This is a genomic window from Pseudovibrio sp. Ad5, assembly GCF_001623095.1.
Classification (GTDB): Bacteria; Pseudomonadota; Alphaproteobacteria; order Rhizobiales; family Stappiaceae; genus Pseudovibrio.
The window spans coordinates 1-24,663 of sequence record NZ_LMCH01000016.1; the positions used below are offsets into that span (position 1 = coordinate 1).

23 protein-coding genes and 1 tRNA gene are annotated in these 24,663 nt (G+C 53.5%); 13 read left to right on the forward strand and 11 right to left on the reverse strand.

Annotated elements, in window-relative coordinates:
• Positions 1–50: 50 nt before the first annotated feature.
• The 5 genes from PsAD5_RS10845 to PsAD5_RS10865 form a co-directional block, all read right to left on the reverse strand.
• Positions 51–126: transfer RNA gene (locus PsAD5_RS10845), tRNA-Phe, on the reverse strand.
• 203 nt (positions 127–329) lie between these two features.
• Positions 330–1,442, reverse strand: a complete 1,113-nt coding sequence (locus tag PsAD5_RS10850; protein WP_063292128.1) for a Gfo/Idh/MocA family protein — start codon at positions 1,440–1,442, stop codon at positions 330–332.
• Between the two features lie 169 nt (positions 1,443–1,611).
• A complete protein-coding gene (locus tag PsAD5_RS10855; RefSeq protein WP_063292129.1) occupies positions 1,612–2,391 on the reverse strand; it encodes an ATP-binding cassette domain-containing protein in 780 nt (259 codons plus the stop codon).
• A gap of 2 nt (positions 2,392–2,393) precedes the next feature.
• Positions 2,394–3,500 (reverse strand): ABC transporter permease, encoded by a 1,107-nt coding sequence (locus PsAD5_RS10860; protein ID WP_063287373.1) that lies wholly within the window; start codon positions 3,498–3,500, stop codon positions 2,394–2,396.
• 64 nt (positions 3,501–3,564) lie between these two features.
• Positions 3,565–4,491 carry a sugar ABC transporter substrate-binding protein gene (locus tag PsAD5_RS10865; protein WP_063292130.1) on the reverse strand — a complete coding sequence of 309 codons (927 nt, stop codon included), beginning with the start codon at positions 4,489–4,491 and terminating at the stop codon, positions 3,565–3,567.
• 343 nt (positions 4,492–4,834) lie between these two features.
• On the opposite strand from PsAD5_RS10865, the gene PsAD5_RS10870 reads away from it, so the two are divergent.
• The 6 genes from PsAD5_RS10870 to iolG all read left to right on the forward strand — a co-directional run bounded on the left by PsAD5_RS10870 (position 4,835) and on the right by iolG (position 12,458).
• Positions 4,835–5,686 carry a MurR/RpiR family transcriptional regulator gene (locus PsAD5_RS10870; protein WP_063287371.1) on the forward strand — a complete coding sequence of 284 codons (852 nt, stop codon included), beginning with the start codon at positions 4,835–4,837 and terminating at the stop codon, positions 5,684–5,686.
• Between the two features lie 142 nt (positions 5,687–5,828).
• Entirely contained in the window at positions 5,829–7,769 is a 1,941-nt protein-coding gene (locus PsAD5_RS10875; RefSeq protein WP_193778149.1) for a bifunctional 5-dehydro-2-deoxygluconokinase/5-dehydro-2-deoxyphosphogluconate aldolase, read from the forward strand.
• Entirely contained in the window at positions 7,766–9,598 is a 1,833-nt protein-coding gene (iolD, locus tag PsAD5_RS10880) for a 3D-(3,5/4)-trihydroxycyclohexane-1,2-dione acylhydrolase (decyclizing) (RefSeq protein ID WP_063292131.1), read from the forward strand. Before PsAD5_RS10875 ends, iolD begins: the two co-directional genes overlap by 4 nt.
• Before the next feature lie 5 nt (positions 9,599–9,603).
• Entirely contained in the window at positions 9,604–10,512 is a 909-nt protein-coding gene (gene iolE, locus PsAD5_RS10885) for a myo-inosose-2 dehydratase (RefSeq protein WP_063292132.1), read from the forward strand.
• Positions 10,509–11,333: a 5-deoxy-glucuronate isomerase gene (iolB, locus tag PsAD5_RS10890; protein WP_063287368.1), complete on the forward strand. Its 825-nt coding sequence runs from the start codon at positions 10,509–10,511 to the stop codon at positions 11,331–11,333. The genes iolE and iolB overlap by 4 nt, the downstream gene beginning before the upstream one ends.
• Before the next feature lie 132 nt (positions 11,334–11,465).
• Positions 11,466–12,458 carry an inositol 2-dehydrogenase gene (gene iolG / locus PsAD5_RS10895; RefSeq protein ID WP_063292133.1) on the forward strand — a complete coding sequence of 331 codons (993 nt, stop codon included), beginning with the start codon at positions 11,466–11,468 and terminating at the stop codon, positions 12,456–12,458.
• Between the two features lie 77 nt (positions 12,459–12,535).
• Here the strand turns inward: iolG and paaN are convergent, their stop codons facing one another.
• Positions 12,536–14,200 (reverse strand): phenylacetic acid degradation protein PaaN, encoded by a 1,665-nt coding sequence (paaN, locus tag PsAD5_RS10900; RefSeq protein WP_063292134.1) that lies wholly within the window; start codon positions 14,198–14,200, stop codon positions 12,536–12,538.
• A 262-nt stretch (positions 14,201–14,462) separates the two neighbouring features.
• On the opposite strand from paaN, the gene paaG reads away from it, so the two are divergent.
• The 5 genes from paaG (at position 14,463) to PsAD5_RS10925 (ending at position 18,468) form a co-directional block, all read left to right on the forward strand.
• Positions 14,463–15,278, forward strand: coding sequence for a 2-(1,2-epoxy-1,2-dihydrophenyl)acetyl-CoA isomerase PaaG (gene paaG, locus PsAD5_RS10905; RefSeq protein ID WP_208981741.1), 816 nt, complete (start codon positions 14,463–14,465; stop codon positions 15,276–15,278).
• A complete protein-coding gene (gene paaI / locus PsAD5_RS10910) occupies positions 15,278–15,709 on the forward strand; it encodes a hydroxyphenylacetyl-CoA thioesterase PaaI (protein ID WP_063292135.1) in 432 nt (143 codons plus the stop codon). The genes paaG and paaI overlap by 1 nt, the downstream gene beginning before the upstream one ends.
• 34 nt (positions 15,710–15,743) lie before the next feature.
• Positions 15,744–17,057 (forward strand): phenylacetate--CoA ligase PaaK, encoded by a 1,314-nt coding sequence (paaK, locus tag PsAD5_RS10915; RefSeq protein WP_063292136.1) that lies wholly within the window; start codon positions 15,744–15,746, stop codon positions 17,055–17,057.
• A 14-nt stretch (positions 17,058–17,071) separates the two neighbouring features.
• Positions 17,072–17,683: a TetR/AcrR family transcriptional regulator gene (locus tag PsAD5_RS10920; protein ID WP_063292137.1), complete on the forward strand. Its 612-nt coding sequence runs from the start codon at positions 17,072–17,074 to the stop codon at positions 17,681–17,683.
• Positions 17,684–17,919: 236 nt separating this feature from the next.
• Positions 17,920–18,468 carry a sugar O-acetyltransferase gene (locus tag PsAD5_RS10925; protein ID WP_063292138.1) on the forward strand — a complete coding sequence of 183 codons (549 nt, stop codon included), beginning with the start codon at positions 17,920–17,922 and terminating at the stop codon, positions 18,466–18,468.
• Positions 18,469–18,523: 55 nt separating this feature from the next.
• Here PsAD5_RS10925 and PsAD5_RS10930 read toward each other — a convergent pair whose 3' ends face one another.
• On the reverse strand, positions 18,524–19,099 hold the full coding sequence (locus PsAD5_RS10930) for a cytochrome b (protein ID WP_084405942.1): 576 nt from the start codon (positions 19,097–19,099) through the stop codon (positions 18,524–18,526).
• 141 nt (positions 19,100–19,240) lie between these two features.
• On the opposite strand from PsAD5_RS10930, the gene PsAD5_RS10935 reads away from it, so the two are divergent.
• Both PsAD5_RS10935 and PsAD5_RS10940 read left to right on the forward strand, forming a co-directional pair.
• Positions 19,241–20,143, forward strand: coding sequence for a LysR family transcriptional regulator (locus PsAD5_RS10935; protein ID WP_063292139.1), 903 nt, complete (start codon positions 19,241–19,243; stop codon positions 20,141–20,143).
• A gap of 102 nt (positions 20,144–20,245) precedes the next feature.
• Positions 20,246–20,863, forward strand: a complete 618-nt coding sequence (locus tag PsAD5_RS10940) for a glutathione S-transferase family protein (RefSeq protein WP_063292140.1) — start codon at positions 20,246–20,248, stop codon at positions 20,861–20,863.
• 79 nt (positions 20,864–20,942) lie between these two features.
• Here the strand turns inward: PsAD5_RS10940 and PsAD5_RS10945 are convergent, their stop codons facing one another.
• The 4 genes from PsAD5_RS10945 to PsAD5_RS10960 all read right to left on the reverse strand — a co-directional run bounded on the left by PsAD5_RS10945 (position 20,943) and on the right by PsAD5_RS10960 (position 24,429).
• Positions 20,943–21,656: a DNA helicase gene (locus tag PsAD5_RS10945; RefSeq protein WP_063292141.1), complete on the reverse strand. Its 714-nt coding sequence runs from the start codon at positions 21,654–21,656 to the stop codon at positions 20,943–20,945.
• 223 nt (positions 21,657–21,879) lie between these two features.
• Positions 21,880–22,362 (reverse strand): GNAT family N-acetyltransferase, encoded by a 483-nt coding sequence (locus PsAD5_RS10950; RefSeq protein ID WP_063292142.1) that lies wholly within the window; start codon positions 22,360–22,362, stop codon positions 21,880–21,882.
• An 11-nt stretch (positions 22,363–22,373) separates the two neighbouring features.
• Positions 22,374–22,871, reverse strand: coding sequence for a MarR family winged helix-turn-helix transcriptional regulator (locus PsAD5_RS10955; protein ID WP_063292143.1), 498 nt, complete (start codon positions 22,869–22,871; stop codon positions 22,374–22,376).
• 346 nt (positions 22,872–23,217) lie between these two features.
• Complete coding sequence (locus tag PsAD5_RS10960) at positions 23,218–24,429, reverse strand: serine hydrolase domain-containing protein (RefSeq protein ID WP_063292144.1); 1,212 nt, start codon at positions 24,427–24,429, stop codon at positions 23,218–23,220.
• Positions 24,430–24,663: the final 234 nt, after the last annotated feature.

The window sequence follows — 24,663 nt, forward strand, 5'->3', positions numbered from 1 at the left end:
AAAGCTGAGCGAATACTCAGTTTATTATCTAGTAATTTCAACAAGATAAGTGGTGCCCGGAGGCGGATTCGAACCACCGACACGCGGATTTTCAATCCGCTGCTCTACCAACTGAGCTATCCGGGCATTTCGCGTTGGGCAGTGTGCCCCGCTGAGGTGAGGGTCTTATAGGGCGCCTGATTTCCTCTGTCCAGCACCTCAATGAGTTTTCCCAAAGGCTTTTAGGGGGTTAAATCTTTTTTTCTCAGAACGTATTGCAAGGAAGACGCTGGCTCACAAAAAAAGGGCGCTGTTCATGCGCCCTTAGTTCTCTTCTACTCTCAACAGACTTAGACGCTGACCCAACTGGCCTGTTCGTGAGATTTGGCCATGGTCTGAACGAGGCCTTCAATGAAGATGCCACGTTCGAAGTCGATCAGGTGGCTGTCTTCACCCTGCAGGCTTTTCAGAATCTCGTTGACTTCAATGATCTTCAGATCGTTGAAGCCGAGACCGTGGCCTGGGGCCGGGATGAAGCGGTCGTATGGTGCATGGGCTGGCCCTGCCAGAACCGTGGTATAACCCTGCCCTGCCACGTCACCTTCAGCTTTGTAGACGTGCATTTCGTTCATGCGTTCCTGATCATAAACGATAGACCCTTTTGAGCCGAAGATCTGCGCTGCAATACGGCCTTTACGGCCCCATGCAGAGCGGTTGAGCTGGAGGGTGCCGTTGCCGCCGTTTTCCAGTTCAAACAGCACGGTGGCTGCGTCATAGGTCTCAACAGCTTTGTCGTTGCCTGCTGCGTCCTTACGGGTCGCATATGGCTTGGTCATGTGGCACATGACTTTTGAGATGCGCAGGTCCAGAGCCATGAAGAGAGACATGGTATGCACGCCAAAGTCATCCAGTGCGCCAAAGCCGGAAGCTGCGCCGCTTTTGATGCCCCATTCATCATCCGGGTTGGCCATGAAGTCTTCGTCCATTTCCAGACGGACTTGCAGCACTTCTCCGATTTCACCTGCATTCAACAGGTCACGGATGCGGCGCATCATGGGATTTTGGATGTAGTTGTACCCCAGGAAAGTTTTCTTGCCGGACTTTCGGGAGGCTTCCAGCATCTTCTGCGCGTCCGCGTAGGACGGAGCCATTGGCTTTTCGCAATAGACGTGCTTGCCAGCTTCCAGAGCTGCGATTGCCATTTCCGGGTGGAACTCATTCGGCGTGGTAATCGAGATAATGTGAATATCGGGATCTGCCAGCATATCGCGCCAGTTGCCCGTTGACTTGGCAAAGCCGAAGTCTTTTGCACGTGCTGCTGCCAGCTCTTCATTCACCTCAGCAAGCGTCACCAATTCTGGCTTCAGCTCACCACCAAACACACCGGATACAGCATTCCATGCCAGAGCATGACATTTGCCCATGTATCCGGTTCCAATCAGACCTACGCCGATTTTTTCCATCTCAGTAATCCTGGAAGTGCCCCTAGAATAGAACGCGTTATGAACGGGGCATTGATAAAATGAAGGAGCGGCACGATCGGGTAATGCCGCTCCTCAGTGTCTCACTGAACATCCTGAATGTTGCGTATGCCTGACACGAAAACCGATCTGCGATTTTCGGGAAAACACATCAAACAGTGCCGCCCAATGATGCCTCCAAGCTGGCAAGCTCCTGCCCGCCAGCCATTAGATCTTGTAGTTCCTCAGCGGTGATTTCACCCTTCTTCGCAGTGCCGAGGGTTTTGCCCCTGTTCAGCACTGTGAAGCGGTCACCCACTGCCATGGCGTGGCGCACGTTGTGCGAAATGAACACGACGCCAACACCCTTTTTGCGGACCTTGTCCATGGTCGAGAGCACGTTTGACGTCTGGCGTACGCCAAGAGCAGAGGTTGGCTCGTCGAGGATGAGGACCTTCGCTCCGAAATACACGGCGCGCGCGATTGCGACTGTCTGGCGTTCCCCACCAGACAGTGTGCCCACAGCCTGATCAGGTTCGCGCAGATTAATGCCCATCTTAGACATTTCTTCCATAGTGACTTCGTTGGCGTACTTATGGTCGAAATAAGAGATCGGGCCGAACTTTTTGACTGGCTCACGACCAAGCCAGAAGTTGCGGGTGATGGACATGAGCGGGATCATCGCAAGGTCCTGATGCACCGTTGCAATGCCTGCATTCATAGCATCACGTGGGCTTTCAAAGACGTGCTTTTGACCATCCACGACGATCTCGCCCTTACTTGGCTTGTGCACGCCAGACATGGTTTTGATGAAGGTGGATTTACCTGCACCATTGTCACCAAGCAGACAATGCACTTCGCCGGGCATGACGGAGAACGAAACACCAGCCAAAGCAATGACAGAGCCAAAATGCTTTTCGATGTTCTTCATCTCAACAATAGGTTTCGTCATGATCAGCGCTCCCCTGTGACGCGCTTGCGGATCATGTTGTTAAACAACACCGCGATCAGCAGCATGGAACCGAGGAAGACCAGATACCAGTCCTGATCGATATTGGTGTAGCTGAGGCCGATCAGCACCATTCCGAAGATGATGGAGCCGAAGAAGGCGCCAATTGCAGAGCCGTAACCGCCTGTCAGCAAACAGCCACCGATCACCGCTGCAATGATTGCCTCAAACTCCTTTTGGAAGCCACGGCGGGCGTCCGTTGAGCCTGCATCCATAACAGTCAGGATGGCAACAAGAGCTGCACAGCATGCGGTGAACATGAACAGGTACATTTTGACCTTGCGCACTGGTACACCGGAGTTGCTTGCCGCGTTGCTGTCGCCACCAGCTGCAAAGATCCAGCTGCCAAACGGAGAGCGAAGCAGAACCCAGGTTGCCAGAAGAGCCAGCAGACCAAACCAGAGAATATCGACCGGGATGCCATCTACTTTCGGCTTGCCGGACTTGAAGGTGTCGATCCAGCCCGCTTCAGCCAGCCAGTAGAAGAATGGTGTGAACGCTTCTCCGCTAAAGAAGTCAGCAAGCCAGCTGCCTTCAAACTCTGCACGGATGCCGCGCAGCTGAGTGGAGCCGCCGGTTGCCGCTTTAAGGCCTACCAGAGACAGGCCGCGCAGGATAAACAGGAACGCAAGCGTTACAATGAAAGACGGTAAGCCCGTACGGATGACGATCTGTCCGTTGATGGCACCCATTGCAGCTGCCACGATGAAGGTGACAATAATCGCTGCATAGAGTGGCAGGTCGAAGGTGACCATTGCCGCGCCGAAAATCAGGCCTGTGAACGCAACCATAGAGCCAACGGAGAGATCAAACTCACCGCCGATCATGAGAAGTGCTGCCCCAATAGCCAGAATGCCGAGTTGGGCAGCAGGCGTCATGAAGTTCAGGATCCCCGCGAGGGTGAACATCTTAGGGTCAGCAGTAAAAAGAAAGAAGATTGTTACGAGAGCAAGGCCAGCAATGGCGCCAAGTTCAGGACGCTTCATGAGCCGGGAGATGAGCGAGACGTTTTTTACTCTTTCGTCCGCGCTCTCAACAGCAAGATCGGACATTTTATTTCCCTCAGTTTTGCATGACATGAGAGGGATGCGTGCACCCCTCCCACAGCAAAGCTCCTTAACGGATGCCTTGAGCGGACAGCTCTACAACCTGACCGGCTTTATCAGCGGTGATCAGGTTTGGACCGGATGGAACGTTGCCACCAGGGATAAGTCCGTACTCTGCATTGAGAGCGAGGAAGATAACAGGCAGGTAGCCTTGAAGGAACTGCTGCTGGTCGATTGCAAATGCTGCTTTACCGTCAGCAACTGACTGCAGGAAGCCTGCGGACATGTCGAAGGTTGCAACATTTACTTCGCCAGTGCGTCCAACTGCTTCAACAGCTGCCACTGCTGGCTCACCCACGAGAGAAGCACCAAGACCCATGATGGTGTCGATGTCTTCGTTGGATTGCAGAGTTGCCTTGATCTTCGCTTCAACTTCAGCTGGATCGTTATTTGTTGGAACAACAGTTACGTTGCCACCAAAGCCAGCTGCAAAACCGTCACAACGCAGGTCGAGGGACACATTGCCCACTTCCTGGTTGACGCAGATGCCGACTTTGCCGCCCATGTCAGCAAGTTTTTGGCCTGCTGCTTTACCGGCGTCATACTCGTCCTGGCCCACGTGCAACAAAGCACCGAAGCTTGCAGACACATCACTACCGGAGTTCATGGAGATAACTGGAATGCCAGCTTCCACTGCTTTGGTAATGGATGGGCCGAGCGCGTCACCATCAGGAATGGACACAACAATTCCGTCCGGCTCCTGAACGATTGCTGCATCAATCAGCTGGCTCATGGCCACCATGTCAAAAGTTTCTGGAGCACGGTAAGAAACGTTAGCGCCGCTGTCTTTTGCTGCTTTGTCTACACCGTTCTTAACAACAGACCAGAATGGGTCATTTGCCTGGCCATGGCTCACAACAATGATGTCAGCAGCCATTACAGCAGGTGCAGTCATGATCGCAGCAGCAGCTACGAACGCGCGTAAAGTCTTTTTCATATAAACCTCCCAAGATTGGCGGATGCCAATTTTAAGTCAGGGTTTCCCCTAGAAGTCCGGTGTTTATCTCGTCCACAAACACTGGAGTTCGAATGCGTTTCCGCACGAATTGTAGTGCTCAGCCGTCCCACGGGCAAAAGCACCCATCACCCCCATTATATCAACGCAAGCCTGATTGCGGCAAATCCGTGCTGAAACAGCACTTTAAAAGGGTGATGGACAGAGCACGTGTTACCGGCCCTACAATCGTAGAATTCATCCAAATTTGAGCAATTCGGAAAATTCATTCCAAATTTATAGAACGTACATTGCGGTTTTTCAAGTTTTGGAATAGATTTTTTTCATGACACAGAATTTAGACGCAATTAGCCCAGACATTCCCTCGGATTACGAGAGCCTGAAAGCTCGAATAAGTACTCTTTCAGACAGCATGCCCAAGCGCCTTTTGCAGTGCGCAAGATATGCTTTGGCGAATCCGGACAGAATCGCTCTTGGCACCACAGCCGAGATTGCCAGCGCTGCAGGCGTGCAGCCTTCTACTCTTGTTCGCTTTGCCCAAACGCTGGGATTTGACGGTTTCTCGCAGATGCAGCAGATCTTTCAGGGGCAGCTGGTTGGTCGCAACTCTGAATATACGGAGCGCCTGACGAAGATCCGCGAGAGTGGAACAAACACTCCAGGCAGCATTCTTGGCAACTTTGTTGAACGGTCCAAACAGTCGCTTGATGATCTGCTGCGCCAGGTCGACACGGTCGCTCTTGAGCGCTCCATTGAGGCACTGTCAGCTGCAGAAAACATACACTTATTAGGCCTGCGGCGTGCATATCCGGTCGTCAGCTACCTACACTATACATTGGGCAAGATGGGCGTGAGAACAAACCTGCTGGAATACACGGGTGGCATTCTGGAGGAACGCGTTCAGTTCATCAATGAGAACGACGCATTGTTTGTTGCGACCTTCAGCCCCTACTCTCCTGAGGTGGTTGAGTTTGCGAGCAAGGCCTTTGGCCGGGGTGTCTCTGTTATATCCTTGACCGACAGCGTTCTGTCTCCAATTGCCCGCGTTTCTTCAACTGTTCTGGAGGTTAATGAGGCCGAGCATGGCGCGTTCAGATCACTCTCCACAACCATGTGTCTTGCCACTTCTATCGCTGTTGCGGTTGGCGATGCACGAAAGTGGACGTCCCTCTCCTAGAGTATCTCTAAGGAATCAATAGGAAGCCGGCAAAGGACTGAATTTGGAAGTGAGCTTGTTTAAAATTTTGGAACAAAGCTCATTCTATTTTGAACAGATATTCCACTTGTGATTATTTTTGGAATATGTAATCTTTCAGGAAATGCTAGTACCTGATTGGGAGAATCCGTTGAAATCACTTGATGTCATCACAATCGGCCGGTCATCGGTCGACCTGTATGGAACGCAGGTTGGCAGCCGACTGGAAGACATGTCTTCATTCAATAAGTATGTCGGCGGCTCACCAACCAATATGTCAGTCGGAACAGCCCGTCTTGGGCTGAAATCTGCCCTTATCTCCCGCGTAGGGGATGAGCACATGGGCCGTTTCATCCGCGAACAACTGGTTAAAGAAGGCGTTTGCGTTGATGGTCTTGTTACTGACAAGGATCGCCTGACCGCCCTTGTTATTCTTGGCATTCGCGACAAAGAGCAGTTTCCGCTGATTTTCTATCGCGAAAACTGTGCCGACATGGCGCTGTGCGAAGATGATATTGATCCTGAATTCATCGCCTCAGCTGGTTGTGTGACTGTTACCGGTACCCATCTCTCGCACCCACGCACGGAAGCTGCTGTTCTAAAAGCGCTGCGTCTTGCGAAAGAGAACGGTTCCCGCACTGCTCTGGACATTGACTATCGCCCGAACCTTTGGGGTCTTGCAGGTCATGGTGATGGCGAAGAGCGTTTCATCGCCTCTGAAAAGGTGACCACTGAGCTGCAAAAGCACTTGCACCTGTTTGATCTGATCGTGGGCACGGAAGAAGAGTTCCACATCGCCGGCGGTTCTACCGACACTCTTGAAGCATTGAATGCTGTGCGCAAGGTCAGCAAGGCTGCTCTGGTTTGCAAGCGTGGCCCAATGGGCGCTGTGGTGTTTGAAGACGAGATTGGCACGAGCCTTGATGATGGCAAGTCCGGTCCGGGTTTCCCGATTGAGGTGTTCAACGTGCTTGGCGCAGGCGATGGCTTTATGTCTGGCCTGCTGCGCGGCTGGCTGAAAGATGAGACCTGGGAAACCACCCTCACCTATGCCAATGCATGCGGTGCGTTTGCTGTCTCCCGTCATGGCTGTGCCCCTGCTTACCCAAGCTGGGAAGAGCTGCAGTGGTTCCTTGATAACGGTTCCTCTGAGCATGCTCTGCGCAAAGATAAGAAGCTTGAGCAGATCCACTGGTCTACCAACCGCAAGGGTAAATGGTCCAACATGAAGGTGTTTGCCTTCGATCACCGCTCTCAGCTGGAAGACATGGCAGCCAAAGTTGGCGCATCCGAAGACAAGATCCCTGAGTTTAAAGAGCTTTGCCTTAAAGCTGCTCAGCAGGTTCGTGCTGGTGGTGACGACTACGGTATTTTGTGTGATGGCCGCCTTGGTGAGGAAGCTCTGTTCAAAGCAACAGGTTCTGGTCTTTGGATTGGCCGTCCGGTTGAACTACCGGGCTCTCGCCCACTGGAGCTGGAGATTGGTCCGGACCTTGGTTCGCAGCTGGCGGAATGGCCGGTTGAGCATGTGGTCAAGGTGCTGTGCTTCTACCATCCGGATGACAGCGCTGAGATGAAGGCCCGTCAGCAAGAGACCATTTTACGCCTTGCGCATGCATGCCGTGAAAATAATTTGGAATTTTTGCTGGAAGTCATCCCGTCCAAGGTTGGACCGGTTGATGATGATACCACCGCGACCATCATTCAGCGCTTCTATGATCTGGGTGTTTACCCTGACTGGTGGAAGCTGGAGCCTTTGAAGACCGATGCAGGCTGGCAGAAAGCGTGTGACGCGATCAAGACAAATGATCCCTGGTGTCGCGGTATTGTTGTTCTTGGCCTTGATGCACCAGCTGAGGAGCTTAGCGCGAGCTTTAAGGTTGCAGGCAAGTATGACCTTGTGAAAGGTTTTGCTGTGGGTCGCACTATTTTTGCTGAGGCTGCTGAGAAGTGGCTTGGTGGAAACATTTCTGACGAAGAAGCCATCGCTAACATGGCTGCAAAATTTGAAGGCCTCGGATCTGTCTGGGAGCAGGCCCGAATGGATAAGAAAGAAGTTGCATGAGCACGATCAGATTAACAGCCGCGCAGGCTCTGGTTCGCTATCTAGCAGCCCAGAAAACGCCTGAGGGAGACAGCTTTATTGCTGGGGTCTGGGCTATTTTCGGTCACGGTAACGTGGCGGGTCTTGGTGAAGCGCTTTATCACACGCAGGACACGCTGCCGACCTATCGCGGTCACAACGAGCAAGGTATGGCCCATGCGGCTATTTCCTATGCCAAGGCATCCAACCGTCGCCGTGCGATGGCTGTGACGACCTCCATTGGTCCGGGCGCGACCAACATGGTGACTGCTGCTGCGCTGGCTCACGTGAACCGCCTGCCGGTTCTGCTGATGCCAGGTGATGTGTTTGCCAACCGTGCACCGGATCCAGTGCTTCAGCAGATTGAAGACTTTCAGGATGGCACTGTCAGCGCGAATGACTGTTTCCGCCCTGTAAGCCGTTACTATGACCGTATCCAGCGCCCTGAGCAGCTTTTGACAGCTCTGCCACGCGCCATGGCGGTTATGACTGATCCGGTTGAGTGCGGTCCTGTTACTCTGGCCATGTGTCAGGACGTACAGGCTGAAGCTTATGACTGGCCTGTGAGCTTCTTTGAAGAGCGCACCTTGCACTTCCGCCGCCCTGCACCTGATGCAGCTGAGTTGGAAACTGCGGTTGCTGCAATCCGCGCTGCGAAGAAGCCGATGATCATTGCTGGTGGTGGTGTTCACTACTCTCTGGCAACGGATGATCTGAAGAGCTTTGCCGAGACGCACAATGTACCCGTTGCTGAAACGCAGGCTGGCAAGTCCGCTCTGCCATGGGATCATGAGCTGAATCTGGGCAGTGTTGGTGTGACCGGCTCTTCTGCTGCGAACGCTGTTGCTGAAGGTGCTGATCTGATCATTGCAGTCGGCACACGCCTTCAGGACTTCACGACAGGGTCCTGGGCACTGTTTAAGAACCCGGATCGTCGTATTTTGCAGCTGAACGCAGCTTCTTATGACACTGGCAAGCACAATGCACTTCCGCTGGTGTGTGATGCACGTGTTGGCCTGCAGGCTCTCAGCCAAAACCTGGGTAGCTGGAAGGCCGAGACCGAGACTGCGTCTCACCTTGCGACCTGGCTCTCTGCCGTTGAGAATGCAACGGCAGCCCCCGAGGGCGGCAATGAGTTGCCAACTGATGCGCAGGTGATTGGTGCTGTTCAGCGTGCGTCCAATGCAGACACCACTGTTGTGTGTGCGGCTGGTGGCCTGCCGGGCGAGCTGCACAAGCTCTGGAAGACCGATAAGCCGGGTGGTTACCATCTGGAATACGGCTTCTCCTGCATGGGCTACGAGATTGCCGGTGGTCTTGGCGTGAAGATGGCCAAGCCTGAGAACGAAGTGGTCGTCATGGTTGGCGATGGCAGCTACATGATGATGAACTCCGAGCTGGCGACCTCCGTCATGCTGGGTCACAAGATCATTCTGGTTCTGCTGGACAACCGCGGTTATGGCTGCATCAACCGTTTGCAGATGGCAACCGGTGGTGACAACTTCAACAACCTGTTGGATGACGCCTACCACGTTGAGCCATCCAACATTGATTTTGCAGCACATGCGGGTGCAATGGGGGCAACCTCTGAGCACGTGAAGAGCATTGAAGAGCTGAGTGAAGCTCTGGAGCGCGCAAAAGCCAGCACCAAGTCCTACTGCATTGTGATCGACACTGATCCGCTGCCAACCATGCCGGAAGGTGGCCATTGGTGGGATGTAGCTGTGCCAGAAGTATCAAAAAGAAAAGAAGTTAATGAAGCTCGCAAGGGCTATGAGCATGCGCTGACCAATCAGCGTTTGGGGGACTAAGGCCAATGATCCGTTACGGAACCAACCCAATTGCGTGGAGCAATGACGACGACCGTACTCTTGGTGCGCACATTTCTCTGGAACAGTGCCTGAAAGAAGCCGGTGAAATCGGCTTTGACGGCATTGAAAAGGGCCACAAGATGCCAACCGAGCCAGCTGCTTTGAAAGCTGCGCTCGACCCGCATGGTCTTGCCTTTGTTTCTGGCTGGCATTCCCTGAACCTGTTGGCTCACAGCGTTGAAGAGGAAAAGAAGGCTATCCAGCCGCACCTCGATCTGCTCAAAGCCATGGGCTGTAAGGTTTGCATCACCTGTGAGACTTCCAACGCGATCCACGGCGCTGATGATACCCCGCTGGCAGACAAGCCTGTGCTGGCTGATGACCAGTGGGCGAAGTTTGGCGCTGATGTTGAAGCGATTGCTGCTTACTGCGCGCAGCAGGGTATCTCGCTCGTTTACCATCACCACATGGGTACTGTGGTACAGAGCGGTGAAGAGATTGATCGCTTTATGGACGTGACCGGACCGAACACCTACCTGCTGCTGGACACTGGCCATGCATGGTTTGGTGGTGCAGATCCGGTTGAAGTTGCCAAGAGGCATATGGCGCGTGTACGCCATTTGCATGCGAAGAACGTTCGCCCGACTGTCCGCGCACAGGTTGAAGGCGAGCGCCTGAGCTTCCTGGAAGGCGTCCGCCGCGGTGTGTTCACCGTTCCTGGCGATAAAGAAGGCGGCGTTGATTTTGAACCTGTGCTGAAGGTTGCAGCCGAGCATGGCTATGAAGGCTGGCTGGTGATTGAAGCAGAGCAGGACCCTGATCAGCGCAATCCGTTCACATACCAGAGCATGGGCCTGAAAGCACTGCGTGAGATGGCTATCAGCGCTGGTCTTGATAAGAAGGTAGTCGCATGAGCAAGCTTCTCGTAAAACCCAATGGTACAGAGGGCAAGGTGCATGACATCACGCCTGAATCTGCCGGTTGGGGCTACGTAGGTTTTGGCCTTTATCATCTGGAACCGGGCGCAAACGCCAAGGAGCTGATGAAGGGTAAAGAAGCCATTCTGGTTATCGTAGAAGGCAAAGCCTCCATCACTTCTGATGGTCAGGATTTTGGTGTGCTTGGTGAGCGTAAGAACGTGTTTGAACGCATCAAGCCATGGTGTGTGTACGTTCCTGCCGGAGCTGAGTGGAGCGCAACTGCTGTTACCAAGCTGACACTGGCTGTGTGTACTGCCCCTGCAAAAGACGGCAGCTACCCTGCCCGCGTGATTGGCCCGGATGATATTCCAAGTGTTGAGCGCGGCGTTGGTGCCAACACCCGCTACATCCACCCGATTGCCATGGAAGACCAGGACTTTGCAGAGAGCCTGCTGGTGACTGAGGTTTACACCCCTCAGGGCAACTGGTCGTCTTATCCTCCGCATCGTCATGATGAAGATAACTTCCCGGAAATGACCTATCTGGAAGAGACGTACTACCACCGTCTCAACCCGGACCAGGGTTTCGGCTTCCAGCGTGTGTTCACTGAAGACGGTGAGCTGGATGAGGCGATTGCCATGTCCAGCGGGGATGTTGTGCTGGTTCCAAAAGGGCACCACCCTTGCGGCTCTCCGTATGGCTACGAAATGTACTATCTGAATGTGATGGCTGGCCCGATGCGCAAATGGCGCTTCCAGAACCACCCTGACCACGACTGGATTGCACAGCGCGACGCAAAACCTGCGGACGCCTAAGGCACCTGATATCCGCGTGTTCCCACTGATATGTCCTTGGGAGCACGCGTTTAATAAGCGCGTAGGTTCTGCGGAAACCACCAGGCATTCGTTGGAGATGCGCGATATAAACGCTGTTGTGAAAGATAAGCTATGACTGTTTCAATTGGCCTGTTGGGAGCTGGCCGTATTGGCAAGACCCACGCAAAAGCTGTGAGCCAGCTTGAAAATGCCAAGCTGGCTGCTGTGTTCGACCCGTTTGAAGATGCTGCAAAAGAGATTGCAGCTCAGACAGGTGCACGCGTTGACGGCCTTGACGCCATCATGAATGATCCGGCTATTGATGCTGTGATCATTGCGACCCCAACCGATCTGCATGCTGAGCAGATTGAGCAGGCTGCGCGTGCTGGTAAGGCAATCTTCTGCGAAAAGCCAATCCATCTGGACGGCGACCGTGTGCGCGAATGCCTCAAGGTTGTTGAAGAGACTGGCGCAAAACTGATGGTTGGCTTCAACCGTCGTTTTGACCCGAACTTCGCTGAAGTGAAGCGCCAGATTGAAGCTGGAGTGATTGGTGACGTTGAGATGGTTCAGATCACCTCTCGTGACCCTTCCCCGCCACCAGTCGACTACGTGAAGCGCTCTGGTGGTCTGTTCAAAGACATGATGATCCATGACTTTGACATGGCTCGCTTCCTGCTTGGCGAAGAAGTTGTTGAAGTAAACGCCATGGGCAGCGCAATCGTATCTGAAGAGATCGGTGCTGCTGGTGATGTGGACACGGCAACTGCAACGCTGAAGACAGCAAGCGGCAAGATCTGCACCATCACCAACTCCCGCCGCGCCACTTACGGCTACGACCAGCGCGTGGAAGTGCACGGTTCCAAGGGTATGGTGTCTGCAGAAAACATGCGCACCACCACTGTGACTGTTGCAAATGGTGACGGCTACACCGCTGAGCCACTCATGGACTTCTTCATGGAGCGCTATGAAGCAGCTTACCGCATTGAGCTGTCGGCATTCGTTGACGCTTTGACCAGTGGTTCTGAGATCTCACCAAACGGCTTTGATGGCCTGAAGGCTCTCGAACTTGCTGAAGCTGCAACTGCAGAAGTTGCCAAAGCACGCGATCTCGCAAACGCTTAAGTTCAGTTAGATATACAAATACGAAAAGGGCCGATGCATTGCACCGGCCCTTTTTTTATTGTTTCCAAAACTTTGGCTTATGCCATGGCTGCCTGACGGCGGACGGTGGCGATGCGGAAGCGGTTGGCGACGTAGGCGCCGTCAGTGAGGCTGGCGTTGCCTGCCGGGTTGGCGCCGGTAACGTGGAAGTCAGAGTAAGCTGCTGACTGGTTCACATAGATGTTGCCAGTGAGGTTTACAGAAAGCGGTGCGCCTGCCCATGCGTAGGCATCAGTGGCCTGATCAATCACCTCTTCCTTTGTTGAGTACAGCGCTGCAGTGATTGCACCGTGGCTCTTGGCTGAACCCGCTGCTCGGGCGATGGCATCGTCAATGTCATCACAGGCAATGATGAAGGAGATCGGGCCGAAGCGCTCCTGCATATAGGCTTCTTCCTCTTTAGAATCGACAGCCACAACAGTTGGTGTTGCAGAGCGTGCGCCATTCATGCCTTCCACTGGCTCGGATGAGCGGATCACTTTGCCCAGTTTTCCTGCTGCAAAAATGCGTTCCAGTGTGGACGGGTTCTGCACGGCACCAAGGATTGTAGCTGCGCGGGCCGGATCGCCGAGAAGCTTGTCCAACGAGATTTTGATGGCTTGCGCCACTTCCTCAAAGCTCTTCTTGCCGTCATTGGTTTCAATGCCATCACGGGGAACGAAGATGTTCTGCGGTGTGGTGCACATTTGACCGGAATAGAGCGACAGTGAGAACGCGATGTTGCTGGCCATGCCGCGCAGGTTGTCGGTCGATTCAATCGTAATCGCGTTGACGCCTGCTTCCTCGGTGTAAACCAATGCATCGCCTGCATTTTCACGCACCCATGCCCCAAAGGCATTGGAGCCGGTGAAGTCGATGATTTTTACAGCATCATTGGTCACCAGTTCCTTGGTTTTTGGCGCATCCGCGGTATCAGCAGCCAGCATCAGCACGTTTGGATCAAAGCCTGCTTCTTTCAGCACTTCGCGGCCAATCTGAATGGAGATGGCCATTGGCAGGATCGCCATTGGATGCGGCTTGATGATGACCGGATTGCCGGTAACGAAGCTTGCGAACATGCCTGGATAGGTGTTCCAGGTTGGGAAGGTTGCACAGCCGATAACCAGCGCGACACCGCGTGGCACAACGCGGAACTTCTTGTCGAGCACGATCGGGTCATGTTTGCCCTGCGGCTTTGTCCAGGTCACCTCGGTCGGTGTCTGGGTCATTGCGTCATAAGCATAAGCGACGGCTTCCAGTCCCCTATCCTGCGCGTGTGGGCCACCTGCCTGAAACGCCATCATGAAGGCCTGACCGGAAGTGTGCATCACCGCGTTAGCGATGAGGAATGACTTTTTGTTGATGCGAGCCAGCATTTCCAACGCAACGCCAACGCGCTCTTCAACGGTGGCCTTCGCCCAGCTCTTGCCTGCTTCTGAGGCTGCTTTGACCAGCTCTGCGGGATCAGCATCTTCATAGGTGACACCCAGCTCTTTGCCATAGGGAGACGATTCTGCGCCTGTCCAGTTGCCGTTGGTTGGCTGGCCCAGTGCGAATGGCTTGCCGAGAATCCCCTCAAATTCTGCAAGCTGATCGTCTTTTGCTGTTTCACCATAGATCTTACCGGATGCAATCTCAGGATAAGCAGACCAGTAGTCTCTTGATTTACTTGTCTTTACTGCTTGAAAGAGCGTGTCTTTGTGCGTTTCAAAAAAGTTACTCATTGTTCCTCCTCGAAAAACCTGCGCCTACCGCAGTGCTTCTTCGACCAATGTGTGAGTTGAATTCCAATTGACAGCGGTTTCACTTCCAGACAATAATTTACCGACCGGTCAGTCATTTCAAGCAAAAAGTGCTAGAACCATCGACCAGCCTACGAAGTGATTAGGTTTTCCAGAGGGCTCTCCTCATGAATTTGGAAGTTCATTGAAGGAGATTCGGTGGTTCACTGGGGAGTGATGATTGATCTATTTGGAGGGAGAAACCATGAGCGAGACCACTGTCATTTCCGAGCAGAGCATTTTGGTGGATGTGAATGACAACTACCACGTGATTACGCTGAACCGCCCTGACAAGCTGAACTCGTTCAATGACGAGATGCATCGCGCGCTCTATGCGGCGCTGGAAGCTGCGGACGCAGATGACAACTGCCGCGCCATTTTGCTGACGGCTGCAGGCAAAGGGTTCTGCGCAGGTCAGGACCTTGGAGATCGCGTTAAGCCAACAGCGGACTCCCCTCCACCCGATCTTACTCAGACTATCGGCGATTTTTACAATCCCCTCATCCGCAAGCTGAAGTCGATCAACATGCCGATCGTGTGTGCGGTCAATGGGGTGGCAGCTGGTGCAGGTGCCAACATCGCCATGGCTTGTGACATTGTGATTGCTTCTGAAAAAGCCAAGTTTATTCAGGCGTTTGCCAAAATCGGGCTGGTGCCGGATTCTGGCGGCACTTACTTCCTACCACGGCTTGTCGGCTCTGCCCGTGCGCGCGGCCTTGCCATGCTCGGCACACCTATCACCGCTGCGCAGGCCGCGGAATGGGGCATGATCTGGAAGTGCTCTTCTGCCGAGACCTTTCTGGAAGAAGCCACTGCCATGGTGCAGGAGTTTTCTGTTGGACCAACCATCGGCCTTGGTCTGATCAAGCAAGCGCTGAATGCGTCTGAAGGCAACACGCTGGATGAACAGCTTGATCTGGAGCGGGATTACCAGGGCGAAGCCGGACGGACACCGGATTATCTGGAGGGCGTGACGGCCTTCATGGATAAGCGGGCTCCAAAGTATTCAGGCAAGCGCTGATGAACAAGCAGGACTTGGCGGAGGCCGTTGCGGCCTCCATGTGGGACGAAGATGAAGCAACGCAAGCGCTTGGGATGACGCTGGACGAGATTGCACCCGGACGGGCTGTGATTTCCATGAAGGTGTTAGAGCGCATGACCAACGGGCACAAAACCTGTCATGGTGGGTACATTTTTACCCTTGCGGACAGCGCCTTTGCGTTCGCATGCAACAGCCACAACCAGCGTGTTGTCGCCTTTCAGTGTTCCATCACGTATCTCGCCCCAGCCTTTGAGGATGATGTTTTAACGGCAACTGCCGAGGAACTTACCGTGCAAGGCCGATCCGGCATTTACGACATTCATGTGCGCAATCAGGATGGCGCGCATATTGCAGAATTTCGCGGAAACTCGAGGACCATCAAAGGGACTCATATCGAGTTAAGCACCTAGTTTTTATGGATAACCAGCATTTGAGGAGGAGAAAATGTTGGAGGTTGAAGAACGCAGGCCCGATCTGGAGCCTATTGAAACGGCTGCGCGGGAGGACCTTGCCGCACTGCAACTGGAGCGCATGCGCTGGTCAGTGCGGCACGCCTATGAGAACGTAAAGTTCTACAAAGACAGTTTTGATGCAGCTGGCGTGCATCCTGATGATCTGCAAAGCCTTGCTGATCTGGCGAAGTTTCCTTTCACCACCAAGCAGGATTTGCGCGACAATTATCCGTTCGGAATGTTTGCTGTTCCGGAAGAGGATATCTGCCGTATACATGCATCCTCTGGCACCACTGGCAAACCAACCGTTGTTGGCTACACCAAGAAAGACATTGAAACCTGGGCTGGTGTGGTTGCGCGCTCCATTCGTGCAGCAGGCGGTAAGCCGGGTGACAAAGTGCACATCGCCTATGGGTACGGGCTGTTTACGGGCGGTCTGGGTGCGCACTACGGCGCGGAAGCGCTTGGCTGTACCGTTATACCAATGTCGGGCGGCATGACAGAGCGGCAGGTGCGGCTCATTGAGGATTTCAAGCCTGAGATCATCATGGTCACCCCGTCTTACATGCTCTCCATTTTGGATGAGTATCGCAAAGAAGGCCTTGATCCGCGCAAGAGTTCCATCAAGATCGGCATCTTTGGAGCTGAGCCGTGGACCAACTCCATGCGCGAAGAGATTGAACAAGCCTTCGACATGCATGCGGTTGATATCTATGGCCTTTCAGAGGTTATGGGTCCGGGTGTGGCGCAGGAGTGTGTGGAGACCAAAGACGGTCTGCACATCTGGGAGGATCACTTCTATCCGGAGATCATTGATCCGGTAACTGGTGAGGTTCTGCCGGATGGATCAGAAGGTGAGCTGGTGTTTACTACGCTGACCAAGGAAGGCCTGCCGATCATCCGCTACCGCACCCGCGACCTGACCCGCCTGATGCCGGGCACAGCCCGCAAGATGCGGCGTATGGAGAAGATCACTGGTCGCTCTGATGACATGATGATCGTACGTGGTGTGAATGTGTTCCCGACCCAGATTGAGGAGCAGATGCTGCGCTGTGACGGGCTCTCCCCTCACTACCAGATCCAGATTGCCCGCAAGGGGCGTATGGACCAGCTGACCGTCAACGTGGAAGCCGCTGCACATGCAACGTCTGACGCTGATCGTCTGGCAAGTGCCAAGGAACTGGCGGTTCATGTGAAAAACAACATCGGAATTTCGGTTGGGGTAGACGTGGGCCTGCCAAATTCCATAGAACGAAGCCAAGGCAAGGCCACGCGGGTTATCGACCTGCGGCCTAAAGAAGATTAACGGAATTAAAAAGCATGGCGCGCACCAGAGCAGCGGATTATGACGACAAACGCAAATCCATCTTAAAGTTATCGGCGCGCGCCTTCGCGCAGCAAGGCTATGACAAAACCTCAATGGCACAGCTCGCCAAGATCTGTGGTTTCTCCAAGGCTTTGCTCTATCACTATTACGAGAACAAAGAGACGCTGCTGATCGACATCATCAGCGCTCACCTTGAAGAGCTGGTGGAGGCGGTGGAAAGTGTTGCTCAGGCAGAGCCGGACCCATTGGAACGCTTACGCGGCCTGTGCCGTGCTTTACTGCTGGCTTATGAGGACGCAGATTCTGAGCATAAGCTGCAGATCAACGAGCTGTCCTTTCTTCCAACTGAGAAGAAGCAGGACATCATTGAGCTGGAGCGCAAACTTGTTGCCATCTTCGCCAAGGCAGTTGCGGCCACAAACCCGCAGTTTGGCGATGGTAGTGCCCTGATCAAGCCCGTGACCATGAGCCTGTTTGGCATGCTCAACTGGTCTTATCTGTGGTTTAAACCGGGCGGCGACCTGACCCGCGAAGGTTACGCGGATCTGGTGGTGCAGTTGTTGCTAAACGGCTCGCAATCCATACAAGGTACGGCGGCGAGCTAAGCCTCGCCTGCTCCCGATATCGCCGGTTTCCTAAGTCATCAGCTCTCCGATGCGTAGTACCTTCACCATGCTGGGGGATCTCCAGTTGAGGCTGTGGCATCTGTTGAGTGACGGGCAGGCTTTGCGGTGTGCGATGCCTGCCTTTTTCCCAAATGCCTTATTGCAGTAAAAATGCAGCTTGCAAGACTCTTCTATTTTTCCGAGAGTTACGGGAAGACTCAAGGAACAGACCCATCATGAAAACAGAACGCGAAAAGATGGAAGCGGGTGAATGGTACACCTGCATCGATGACGAGCTGGAAACGCTGCGGCAAGCGGCCTACCACGCTATACATGAGCATCGCACGCTGCACCCGAGCAAGCGTGGCTGGATAAGCCCTGCCCTACGTGCGCTGCTTGGCAGTTCCACCGACAGCACAATCATCGAGGCGCCGTTTCATTGCGCTTATGGCATCAACATTCATTTGGGAGAACGGGTTTTCCTCAATGCGGGTTGCACCATTTTGGATACAGCGCCTGTGCGAATTGGTGACCAGACCATGCTTGGGCCGAATGTGCAGATCTATTGCGCCCAGCACCACAAGGATGCAGAGAAGCGCTGTGCGGGACTGGAAGTCGCAAAGCCGGTGACCATTGGCAAGCGAGCATGGATTGGCGGGGCTGCGATCATCATGCCGGGCGTGATTATTGGTGATGAGGCCATTGTTGGCGCAGGCAGTGTGGTGACCAAAGATGTACCCGCCGGAGCCACCGTGGTAGGTAACCCCGCGCGGGTGAGAGGCTAACCCTCTAAAGAGAAACTGGCTGCCGGTGTTCCCATGCAGCCAGTTTGGATCGGGGTCAGGCTTCCAGCGTTTGTTGCCCGGCTTCTGCCTTTGGGGCTGCTAGTCTCTTCCCAAACCACATTCTGCTGATGAGGTTATCTCGCAGGATAAACTGGTGAAACGCCCATCCAACAACATGCAGCACAAGCAAAGCAGTCAGCACGTTCGCGATGACACCATGGGCGACACGTGCCGGATACACTGTGAGATCTTCTGGGAGTGGGGCTCCGGAGCCGCCCAGCGTTATTGCAAAGAGATCAGCGTTATAGGCCATAACGAGACCGGAGAGCACCATACCTGCAACCAGCGCATACATGGCCCAATGGGTCAGCCCAGCGGCAGTGTTGAGTGCAGCTTTTCCCGTGTCTGCTTTTGCAGGCTTTGTTGTCACTAAACGGGTGATGAGGCGCAGAAGGATGAGCACGCCGATGGTCATGCCCCAGATGATATGCCCAGTCATACCAGTGAGTTTTTGCGGGTCAGTGCTTTCCATAGCTGCCATCATGGGCCCTCCCACCACCAGCGCCATAAATATCATCAGGGCGAGGATCCAGTGCAAGGCTACTAAGGCCGGGTGATAGCGTGTTGTCATCGGGTGTTCCAATCATCAATCTTCAACGGAACCGGCGGTGGGTTCCTGATTATGTCTGGAGTGCATTTTACGTTACCTAATGAGAACAAGAATGATATAATAAGAAACAAGGCATTACCCTGATGTAACAAGAGAGACACCATGAGGTCACTGGACTGGGAGCTGTTGCCGTCTTTTCTTGCTGTTGCGCGGGCGGGCAGTTTGAGAGCGGGCGCTGAGTTGCTCCATACTAACTATGGCACTGTGAACCGCAACATTCAGGCTCTTGAGGCCAGTTATGGCGTGGCATTGTTTAGTCGCTCCACCAAAGGCTTCAAGCTGACTGATGCCGGCGAAACCGTGCTTCCGTTTGCCGAGCAGGCAGAACAGGTGATCATCAATGCGCGCAAACGTGTTGAGGCGCTGGACAAGAGCGAAGCGGGGACGCTCCGCTTTTCTGTCACGCCCACGTTTGCCTATGATGTGATTTCTCCAATCATCAGCAGGTTTCAGGAGGCCTATCCTGATATTCAGGTGGAGCTGAGGCTCACTTCTGCCGTTGAGGAGATCAACAAGGACGAGACAGATGTCTCTCTGCGTGCGGCCTATGAAGTGAGCGAGGATGTGGTTGCCCGCAAACTCTACCCCATAGCCATCGGCATCTATGCAAGCCAGGCCTACATTGACGCTGCGTTTGCGCAGTCCGGACCGCAAGGCTCTGGTCTTTCCTGGATCGGTTGGCCAGGTGACGCACACACGACCAACTGGGTAGCTCAAAGCCCCTTCCCTCATGCTGACATCCGGCACATGGTGTCCGATGGATATATGCGCCTCCGATTGTTGAGAGAGAACTGCGGTCTCTCTTACCTCCCTGTGGTTTTTGAACGGTTCTTTCCTGATTTGTGCCGCGTGCCCGGCACCAAGACTGAGTTGGGGCAGTCGCTTTGGATTGTGCTTCATGCAGACCTGCGCAAAACCGTCCGCATCCGCCGCTTTGTGGATTTTCTGGCTGAGGAACTCATGGCCCTGCGAGAGGACATGCAAGGCGAACTTTACAGGCGCTAAAGCAGTTCGCTTAAGTGCTGGTCACAATAAGCTCAATTGCAGGTTGGTAAAGCTGCGTATAGGCTGTGGGCATCTGATCATTCCAGCAAACATAAGTGACCTATGAAACTGTTTTACGCTCCCGGCACCATTTCAATTGCCGTTGCCATTGCCCTTGAAGAATCCGGTGTCCCTTACACCACGCACAAGATCGACTTTAAGAACCCGGAGGTCAGCCGTCCGCAGCTGTTAGAGGTGAACCCGAAGGGCCGTGTTCCTGTTCTGGTGACAGACCATGGCGTTTTGACAGAGGCCGGTGCGCTGCTCGATTACGTTGCTGATCTTGCCCCGGATGACAGTCTGAAGCCTTCGGATCCTTACAAGGCCGCCAAGATGCGGGAGGCCATGTACTATCTGGCTTCCACCATGCATGTGAACCATGCCCACAAACTGCGCGGTGCCCGTTGGGCAGACAAGGAAGCCAGCTGGGACGACATGCGCGCCAAGGTGCCGGAAACCATGACTGCCTGCTGCGCCTATGTGGAAGAGAACATCGTCACCGGCCCTTACGTGCTTGGCGACACCTTCAGCATTGCTGATGCCTACCTTTACGTGGTCAGCACCTGGCTTAAAGGCGATGGTGTGGACATCACACCGTTTCCAAAGCTCCACGCCTTCCAGAAACTGATGGAAGAGCGGGATTGCGTGAAAGCGGTGAAAGCTGCGGGGATGCTGGGTTAAGCTCCTGACCCAAACAGGGCAGCTGCCGCTTTACATCCGAGGCAGCTGCTTTGCATTGGCTCAATACCAATTGGGCGTTTTAGTTGACCACCTCAAATGCAATTTCTCCGTTATGGAGAAAACAACATTTGGTGAAAACCGCCAGATCAACCGGATTGGGAAGACGAATATCAGACAGGTCCGGCAAGGGTTTCATTGCCAGATCGAAGTCCCTTTGAATCTGCGAAATCAAGGTGATAACGATCCCTGTTTTCCTTGCAAACTCTTTGAGCTCATTCAGCTGCAAGGAGAGTTCGGGGTTTTGGCGTTTTTGATCGAGCAGCTGCAGGTAATCAATAACAACTAGCGTCTTTGAGGGCGCATGCCGAAGTTCATTGATGATGTAGCGGGCACAAATCTCATCAGAGCAATCCAGATGGAAAGCCTCCCTCATCTGAGCAGGATTATAGCCGAGCTGGGATACACGCTTCAAAACATCTGCAGGCGTATACTCAAGGGTAAAAAAGTAACTCTCGCCCCCTGCTCTGCCAGCTTGAATGGCCAGTTCCAATCCAAACAGAGTTTTGCCCTGGCCCGGACGTGCAGCAATTAAAACAAGGTCTCCGCAGTCTAACTGGCGAAGGCATTTTTGAGCGCGGCCAGACCGTGAGCCAGAAACCGACAGGTGGCTCCAGCTGCTATAGCCTTCTTTTTGCGCGAGCTGATCCAGCGCCGCATGCAGTGGCATGCCACTTTCGCGTGCGGTTAACTTCGCTTGTCTTTTCAGCTGGTGAACAGGACTGGACAGTTTCATTGAAGAACCCTCTCTTCAGAGCATACATTGCAGTCCCTCCTTATGCGCTTGCTCGAACAGTATGGTTCTGATCCTGACGTCCTACATGTGCAATGCTTCCCGGATTGGAGGGCGGAGGCTTGGACTTAGCCTTGCTGCAAGGATAGAAATCTGGCTTACCGCAATCAAGAGGCAGATGTGTTTTTCAACATGCTGCTGAGAAGACCCAGCTGCAGCCGGTTGCTCAAAGATCAAGCCGATAGACAGCTTGCTGCTCGCCAAATCGTTCAAGTTGCCGGGTTTGTTGCATGCCCAGTTTTTGTAGCAGGCGGATGGAGCGGGTGTTTTGAAGTTGGGTTTCAGCGAGAAGGGATGTCAGGTTCAGCTCCTGCATAGCGAATGGCAGGAACGCTTTGAGGGCTTCCTCTGCATATCCCTGCCCCCAATGTTCCGGCAGGAACTCGTAGGAGACTTCCATGTCTTCTCCTTGATGATAAGGAGCTAGACTGAGCAGGCCGAGGAACTCGTTGGTTCTGCTGGATCGCACTACAGCATGATACACCCCTGCTTCAGCAACCACCCTTGCACATCGGGTTTCGATAGCTTCAGGGCTTTGTTTTCCTCCCAGAAACATTCTTGTTTGCTCATTGGCGAACAGTCGTCGGAGTGCGGTTTTATCTGAATGCGTTGGCTGGGAGAGTGAGCAACGTTTGGTGGCAAGATACATAGTCCCCTCCCCTACACCCCCAGCTTGACCACCACGTTGAGGAGTGTGTCGCGGAGGGATTGGACTTCTTCTTTGGTGAGGTTTTGATAGATGACGCGGCGGTCGCCGGCCATGACACTTTCCATGGCTTTTTCCACGGTGGTTTTGCCTTTGTTGGTCAGGCGTACGATCTTGCTGCGTTTGTCGGTATCGTGATCAATGCGCGTGACGAGGCCATCAAATTCCAGCTGCTTAAGGATCTTGGTCATGCCGCCTGAAGTCATCAGCAGAGCGCGGTACAAATCACTGGGGGACATTTCCCATGGCTCAGGACGGCCTCGCAGTGCCACCAGCACCTCAAAGGCGCCGTTGGTCAGGCCATAGACCTCCAGCTCTTTTGTGCAGTTCTGATCGAGGATTTCGCTGAACCGGTTCATACTCAGAAACAGCTCGGTTTCTACAGAGACAGCTTCTGGCCAGTTCTGGCGCATCTGTTCCAGGGCTTTGCCCATTGGGTAGGCTTTCGACATGAGATCCTCATCTGTCGGAGAGCAATAGAGCCTCATACCGACAAGCTATTCGATTCCGGGAAGTGTGCCGATACCGATCACATAGCAGAAAATTAAGTTGCATATTGACATGCGTCAAAATTGCTTCCACGGCAACTTTCTAAGTTATAAAATGTCATAGCTGTGAGGATTTCTCCGTCAGTCTGAGCAGTTTGTGAACGCCACAGGTCGGTCAACCCTGCAACCTCTGGCGGTCAGAGGTCATCGAGGGTGGGGCCGTAGGTTGTCGCTGTTTTCGGCGAAATTGCCTGGAACTTTAATCTTGCCCATATGCGCAGGTGCGTTTATTGCGATTGCATCAACCGCCTTATTCTCTTGCAGCAACAACCAATGATATTAGCTTTTCAAACTCGCGCCGAGCGATAAAGCGATGCTCGATGCAATATTCAGTTTCGCGGGCGGCGGGTTTGCGGCATGAGAGAATTAGCTGCATTATCGCCTCTTCTCCGGTCATTTTTTCACTAAGGGTCAGGGGTAAAAATCGCTTCAGGAACTCGGTGGTGTCTGACTGGTGGACGATGACCGTATTCCATTTTGGGATCACTATGAGTGCCTGATTTCCCAGCCCCCACGCCCAGAAAGTCCCCTCAGGCAAACCAGTTTCTTCTGCGGGTATCCACCACAGATATCCATGCCCGTTTCGCAGCCCGCCAAAGCCTGTTTCAGTGAAATCGGTCGTAATGAGGTCTATCCAGTTTTCAGCAAGAATGCGTTGTCCACCAGCAGCTCCGCGATTGAGGTAGAGACTACCAACTCTTGCCAGATCACGCGCAGACAATTTGAACATTGCTGCCCTATGTTCGGACTGCTGAGGATCAAACATATAAGACACGGCAGAGCGATCAAAGTCTTGCATCCCGACAGGTTGTGCGATCCCGATATCAAACAACTCTGCAATCCCGGAGCCTGTTGCCTTCTCAAAGACTGTCGTCAGCGCGTTATAGTCCCAGTTGTTGTAAGCCCAGATGGTACCCGGCTGGTTTTCTGCATACCCTAAACGCCTGTCTATATCCGCTTGCAGGCTACCTGATGCGGCTGCAGGGTGGTTAATACCTGAAACACTTCGCAGCAAATGGCGCACGGTTGTTTGTCGCTGCAACTGCGTTAGCGGAACCGGGGCATCATCAATGCCCAGTTCCAGCAGCGTCGCCTCAAGGCGCAGTTCGTTTGTATGCGAAGCCAGTTGCTGACCAACCAGAGCGCTCAGAAGCGATTTTCTTATCGAATGAACACTATAGGATTTTGAGAGATCACCGAATGCGCCAACCCTTTGACCATTGGTGACGATCATGAAGCTGTCAGTGCTCAAACCGGCAGCATAGTTAAAAACTGCGTCCAGCCTCTTTGGGTCCCAACTCAAATCTTCGATCTTAGCTGCGTCAAGTCGGGTTACGTTCAGGTTTCGGATGGGCCGTTCCTGACCTCCTGGTCCACGTTCTCCGGTCTCTATGAGATAAGTCAGTACGGATGCAGCAACCAGCACAACGGCGAGCGCAACTAGCAGATAACGGCGTTTCATAGGAAGCACACTCTCGAAAATTCACTCTTTGGAATTCATTAAAATCAATAGAGATTCGTTTCCAAATCAACCCAAAGTCAGCCACAGTCCGGGAAAATAGTAAACCAGGAATTTGCATTTGGATAGAACCGCAGAGCGGTGGCAGCTTTGAACTCTGCCGGACCGATCTCTAATATGACATTTCAATAGTCAGTACGAAACAGGATGACTCAGTGTGATCGCTTATCATTCACT

Bases quoted from the DNA above. Each gene is read 5' to 3' on its own strand.
- PsAD5_RS10865 (WP_063292130.1), bottom strand. From the start codon at position 4,491: ATGAAAAAGACTTTACGCGCGTTCGTAGCTGCTGCTGCGATCATGACT.
- paaG (WP_208981741.1), top strand. From the start codon at position 14,463: ATGAGCGAGACCACTGTCATTTCCGAGCAGAGCATTTTGGTGGATGTG.
- PsAD5_RS10945 (WP_063292141.1), bottom strand. From the start codon at position 21,656: ATGAAACTGTCCAGTCCTGTTCACCAGCTGAAAAGACAAGCGAAGTTA.
- iolE (WP_063292132.1), top strand. From the start codon at position 9,604: ATGATCCGTTACGGAACCAACCCAATTGCGTGGAGCAATGACGACGAC.
- PsAD5_RS10850 (WP_063292128.1), bottom strand. From the start codon at position 1,442: ATGGAAAAAATCGGCGTAGGTCTGATTGGAACCGGATACATGGGCAAA.
- PsAD5_RS10935 (WP_063292139.1), top strand. From the start codon at position 19,241: ATGAGGTCACTGGACTGGGAGCTGTTGCCGTCTTTTCTTGCTGTTGCG.
- PsAD5_RS10855 (WP_063292129.1), bottom strand. From the start codon at position 2,391: ATGACGAAACCTATTGTTGAGATGAAGAACATCGAAAAGCATTTTGGC.
- PsAD5_RS10925 (WP_063292138.1), top strand. From the start codon at position 17,920: ATGAAAACAGAACGCGAAAAGATGGAAGCGGGTGAATGGTACACCTGC.
- paaI (WP_063292135.1), top strand. From the start codon at position 15,278: ATGAACAAGCAGGACTTGGCGGAGGCCGTTGCGGCCTCCATGTGGGAC.
- iolB (WP_063287368.1), top strand. From the start codon at position 10,509: ATGAGCAAGCTTCTCGTAAAACCCAATGGTACAGAGGGCAAGGTGCAT.
- paaN (WP_063292134.1), bottom strand. From the start codon at position 14,200: ATGAGTAACTTTTTTGAAACGCACAAAGACACGCTCTTTCAAGCAGTA.
- paaK (WP_063292136.1), top strand. From the start codon at position 15,744: ATGTTGGAGGTTGAAGAACGCAGGCCCGATCTGGAGCCTATTGAAACG.
- PsAD5_RS10860 (WP_063287373.1), bottom strand. From the start codon at position 3,500: ATGTCCGATCTTGCTGTTGAGAGCGCGGACGAAAGAGTAAAAAACGTC.
- PsAD5_RS10955 (WP_063292143.1), bottom strand. From the start codon at position 22,871: ATGTCGAAAGCCTACCCAATGGGCAAAGCCCTGGAACAGATGCGCCAG.
- PsAD5_RS10950 (WP_063292142.1), bottom strand. From the start codon at position 22,362: ATGTATCTTGCCACCAAACGTTGCTCACTCTCCCAGCCAACGCATTCA.
- PsAD5_RS10870 (WP_063287371.1), top strand. From the start codon at position 4,835: ATGACACAGAATTTAGACGCAATTAGCCCAGACATTCCCTCGGATTAC.
- iolG (WP_063292133.1), top strand. From the start codon at position 11,466: ATGACTGTTTCAATTGGCCTGTTGGGAGCTGGCCGTATTGGCAAGACC.
- PsAD5_RS10920 (WP_063292137.1), top strand. From the start codon at position 17,072: ATGGCGCGCACCAGAGCAGCGGATTATGACGACAAACGCAAATCCATC.
- PsAD5_RS10960 (WP_063292144.1), bottom strand. From the start codon at position 24,429: ATGAAACGCCGTTATCTGCTAGTTGCGCTCGCCGTTGTGCTGGTTGCT.
- iolD (WP_063292131.1), top strand. From the start codon at position 7,766: ATGAGCACGATCAGATTAACAGCCGCGCAGGCTCTGGTTCGCTATCTA.
- PsAD5_RS10875 (WP_193778149.1), top strand. From the start codon at position 5,829: ATGCTAGTACCTGATTGGGAGAATCCGTTGAAATCACTTGATGTCATC.
- PsAD5_RS10930 (WP_084405942.1), bottom strand. From the start codon at position 19,099: ATGACAACACGCTATCACCCGGCCTTAGTAGCCTTGCACTGGATCCTC.
- PsAD5_RS10940 (WP_063292140.1), top strand. From the start codon at position 20,246: ATGAAACTGTTTTACGCTCCCGGCACCATTTCAATTGCCGTTGCCATT.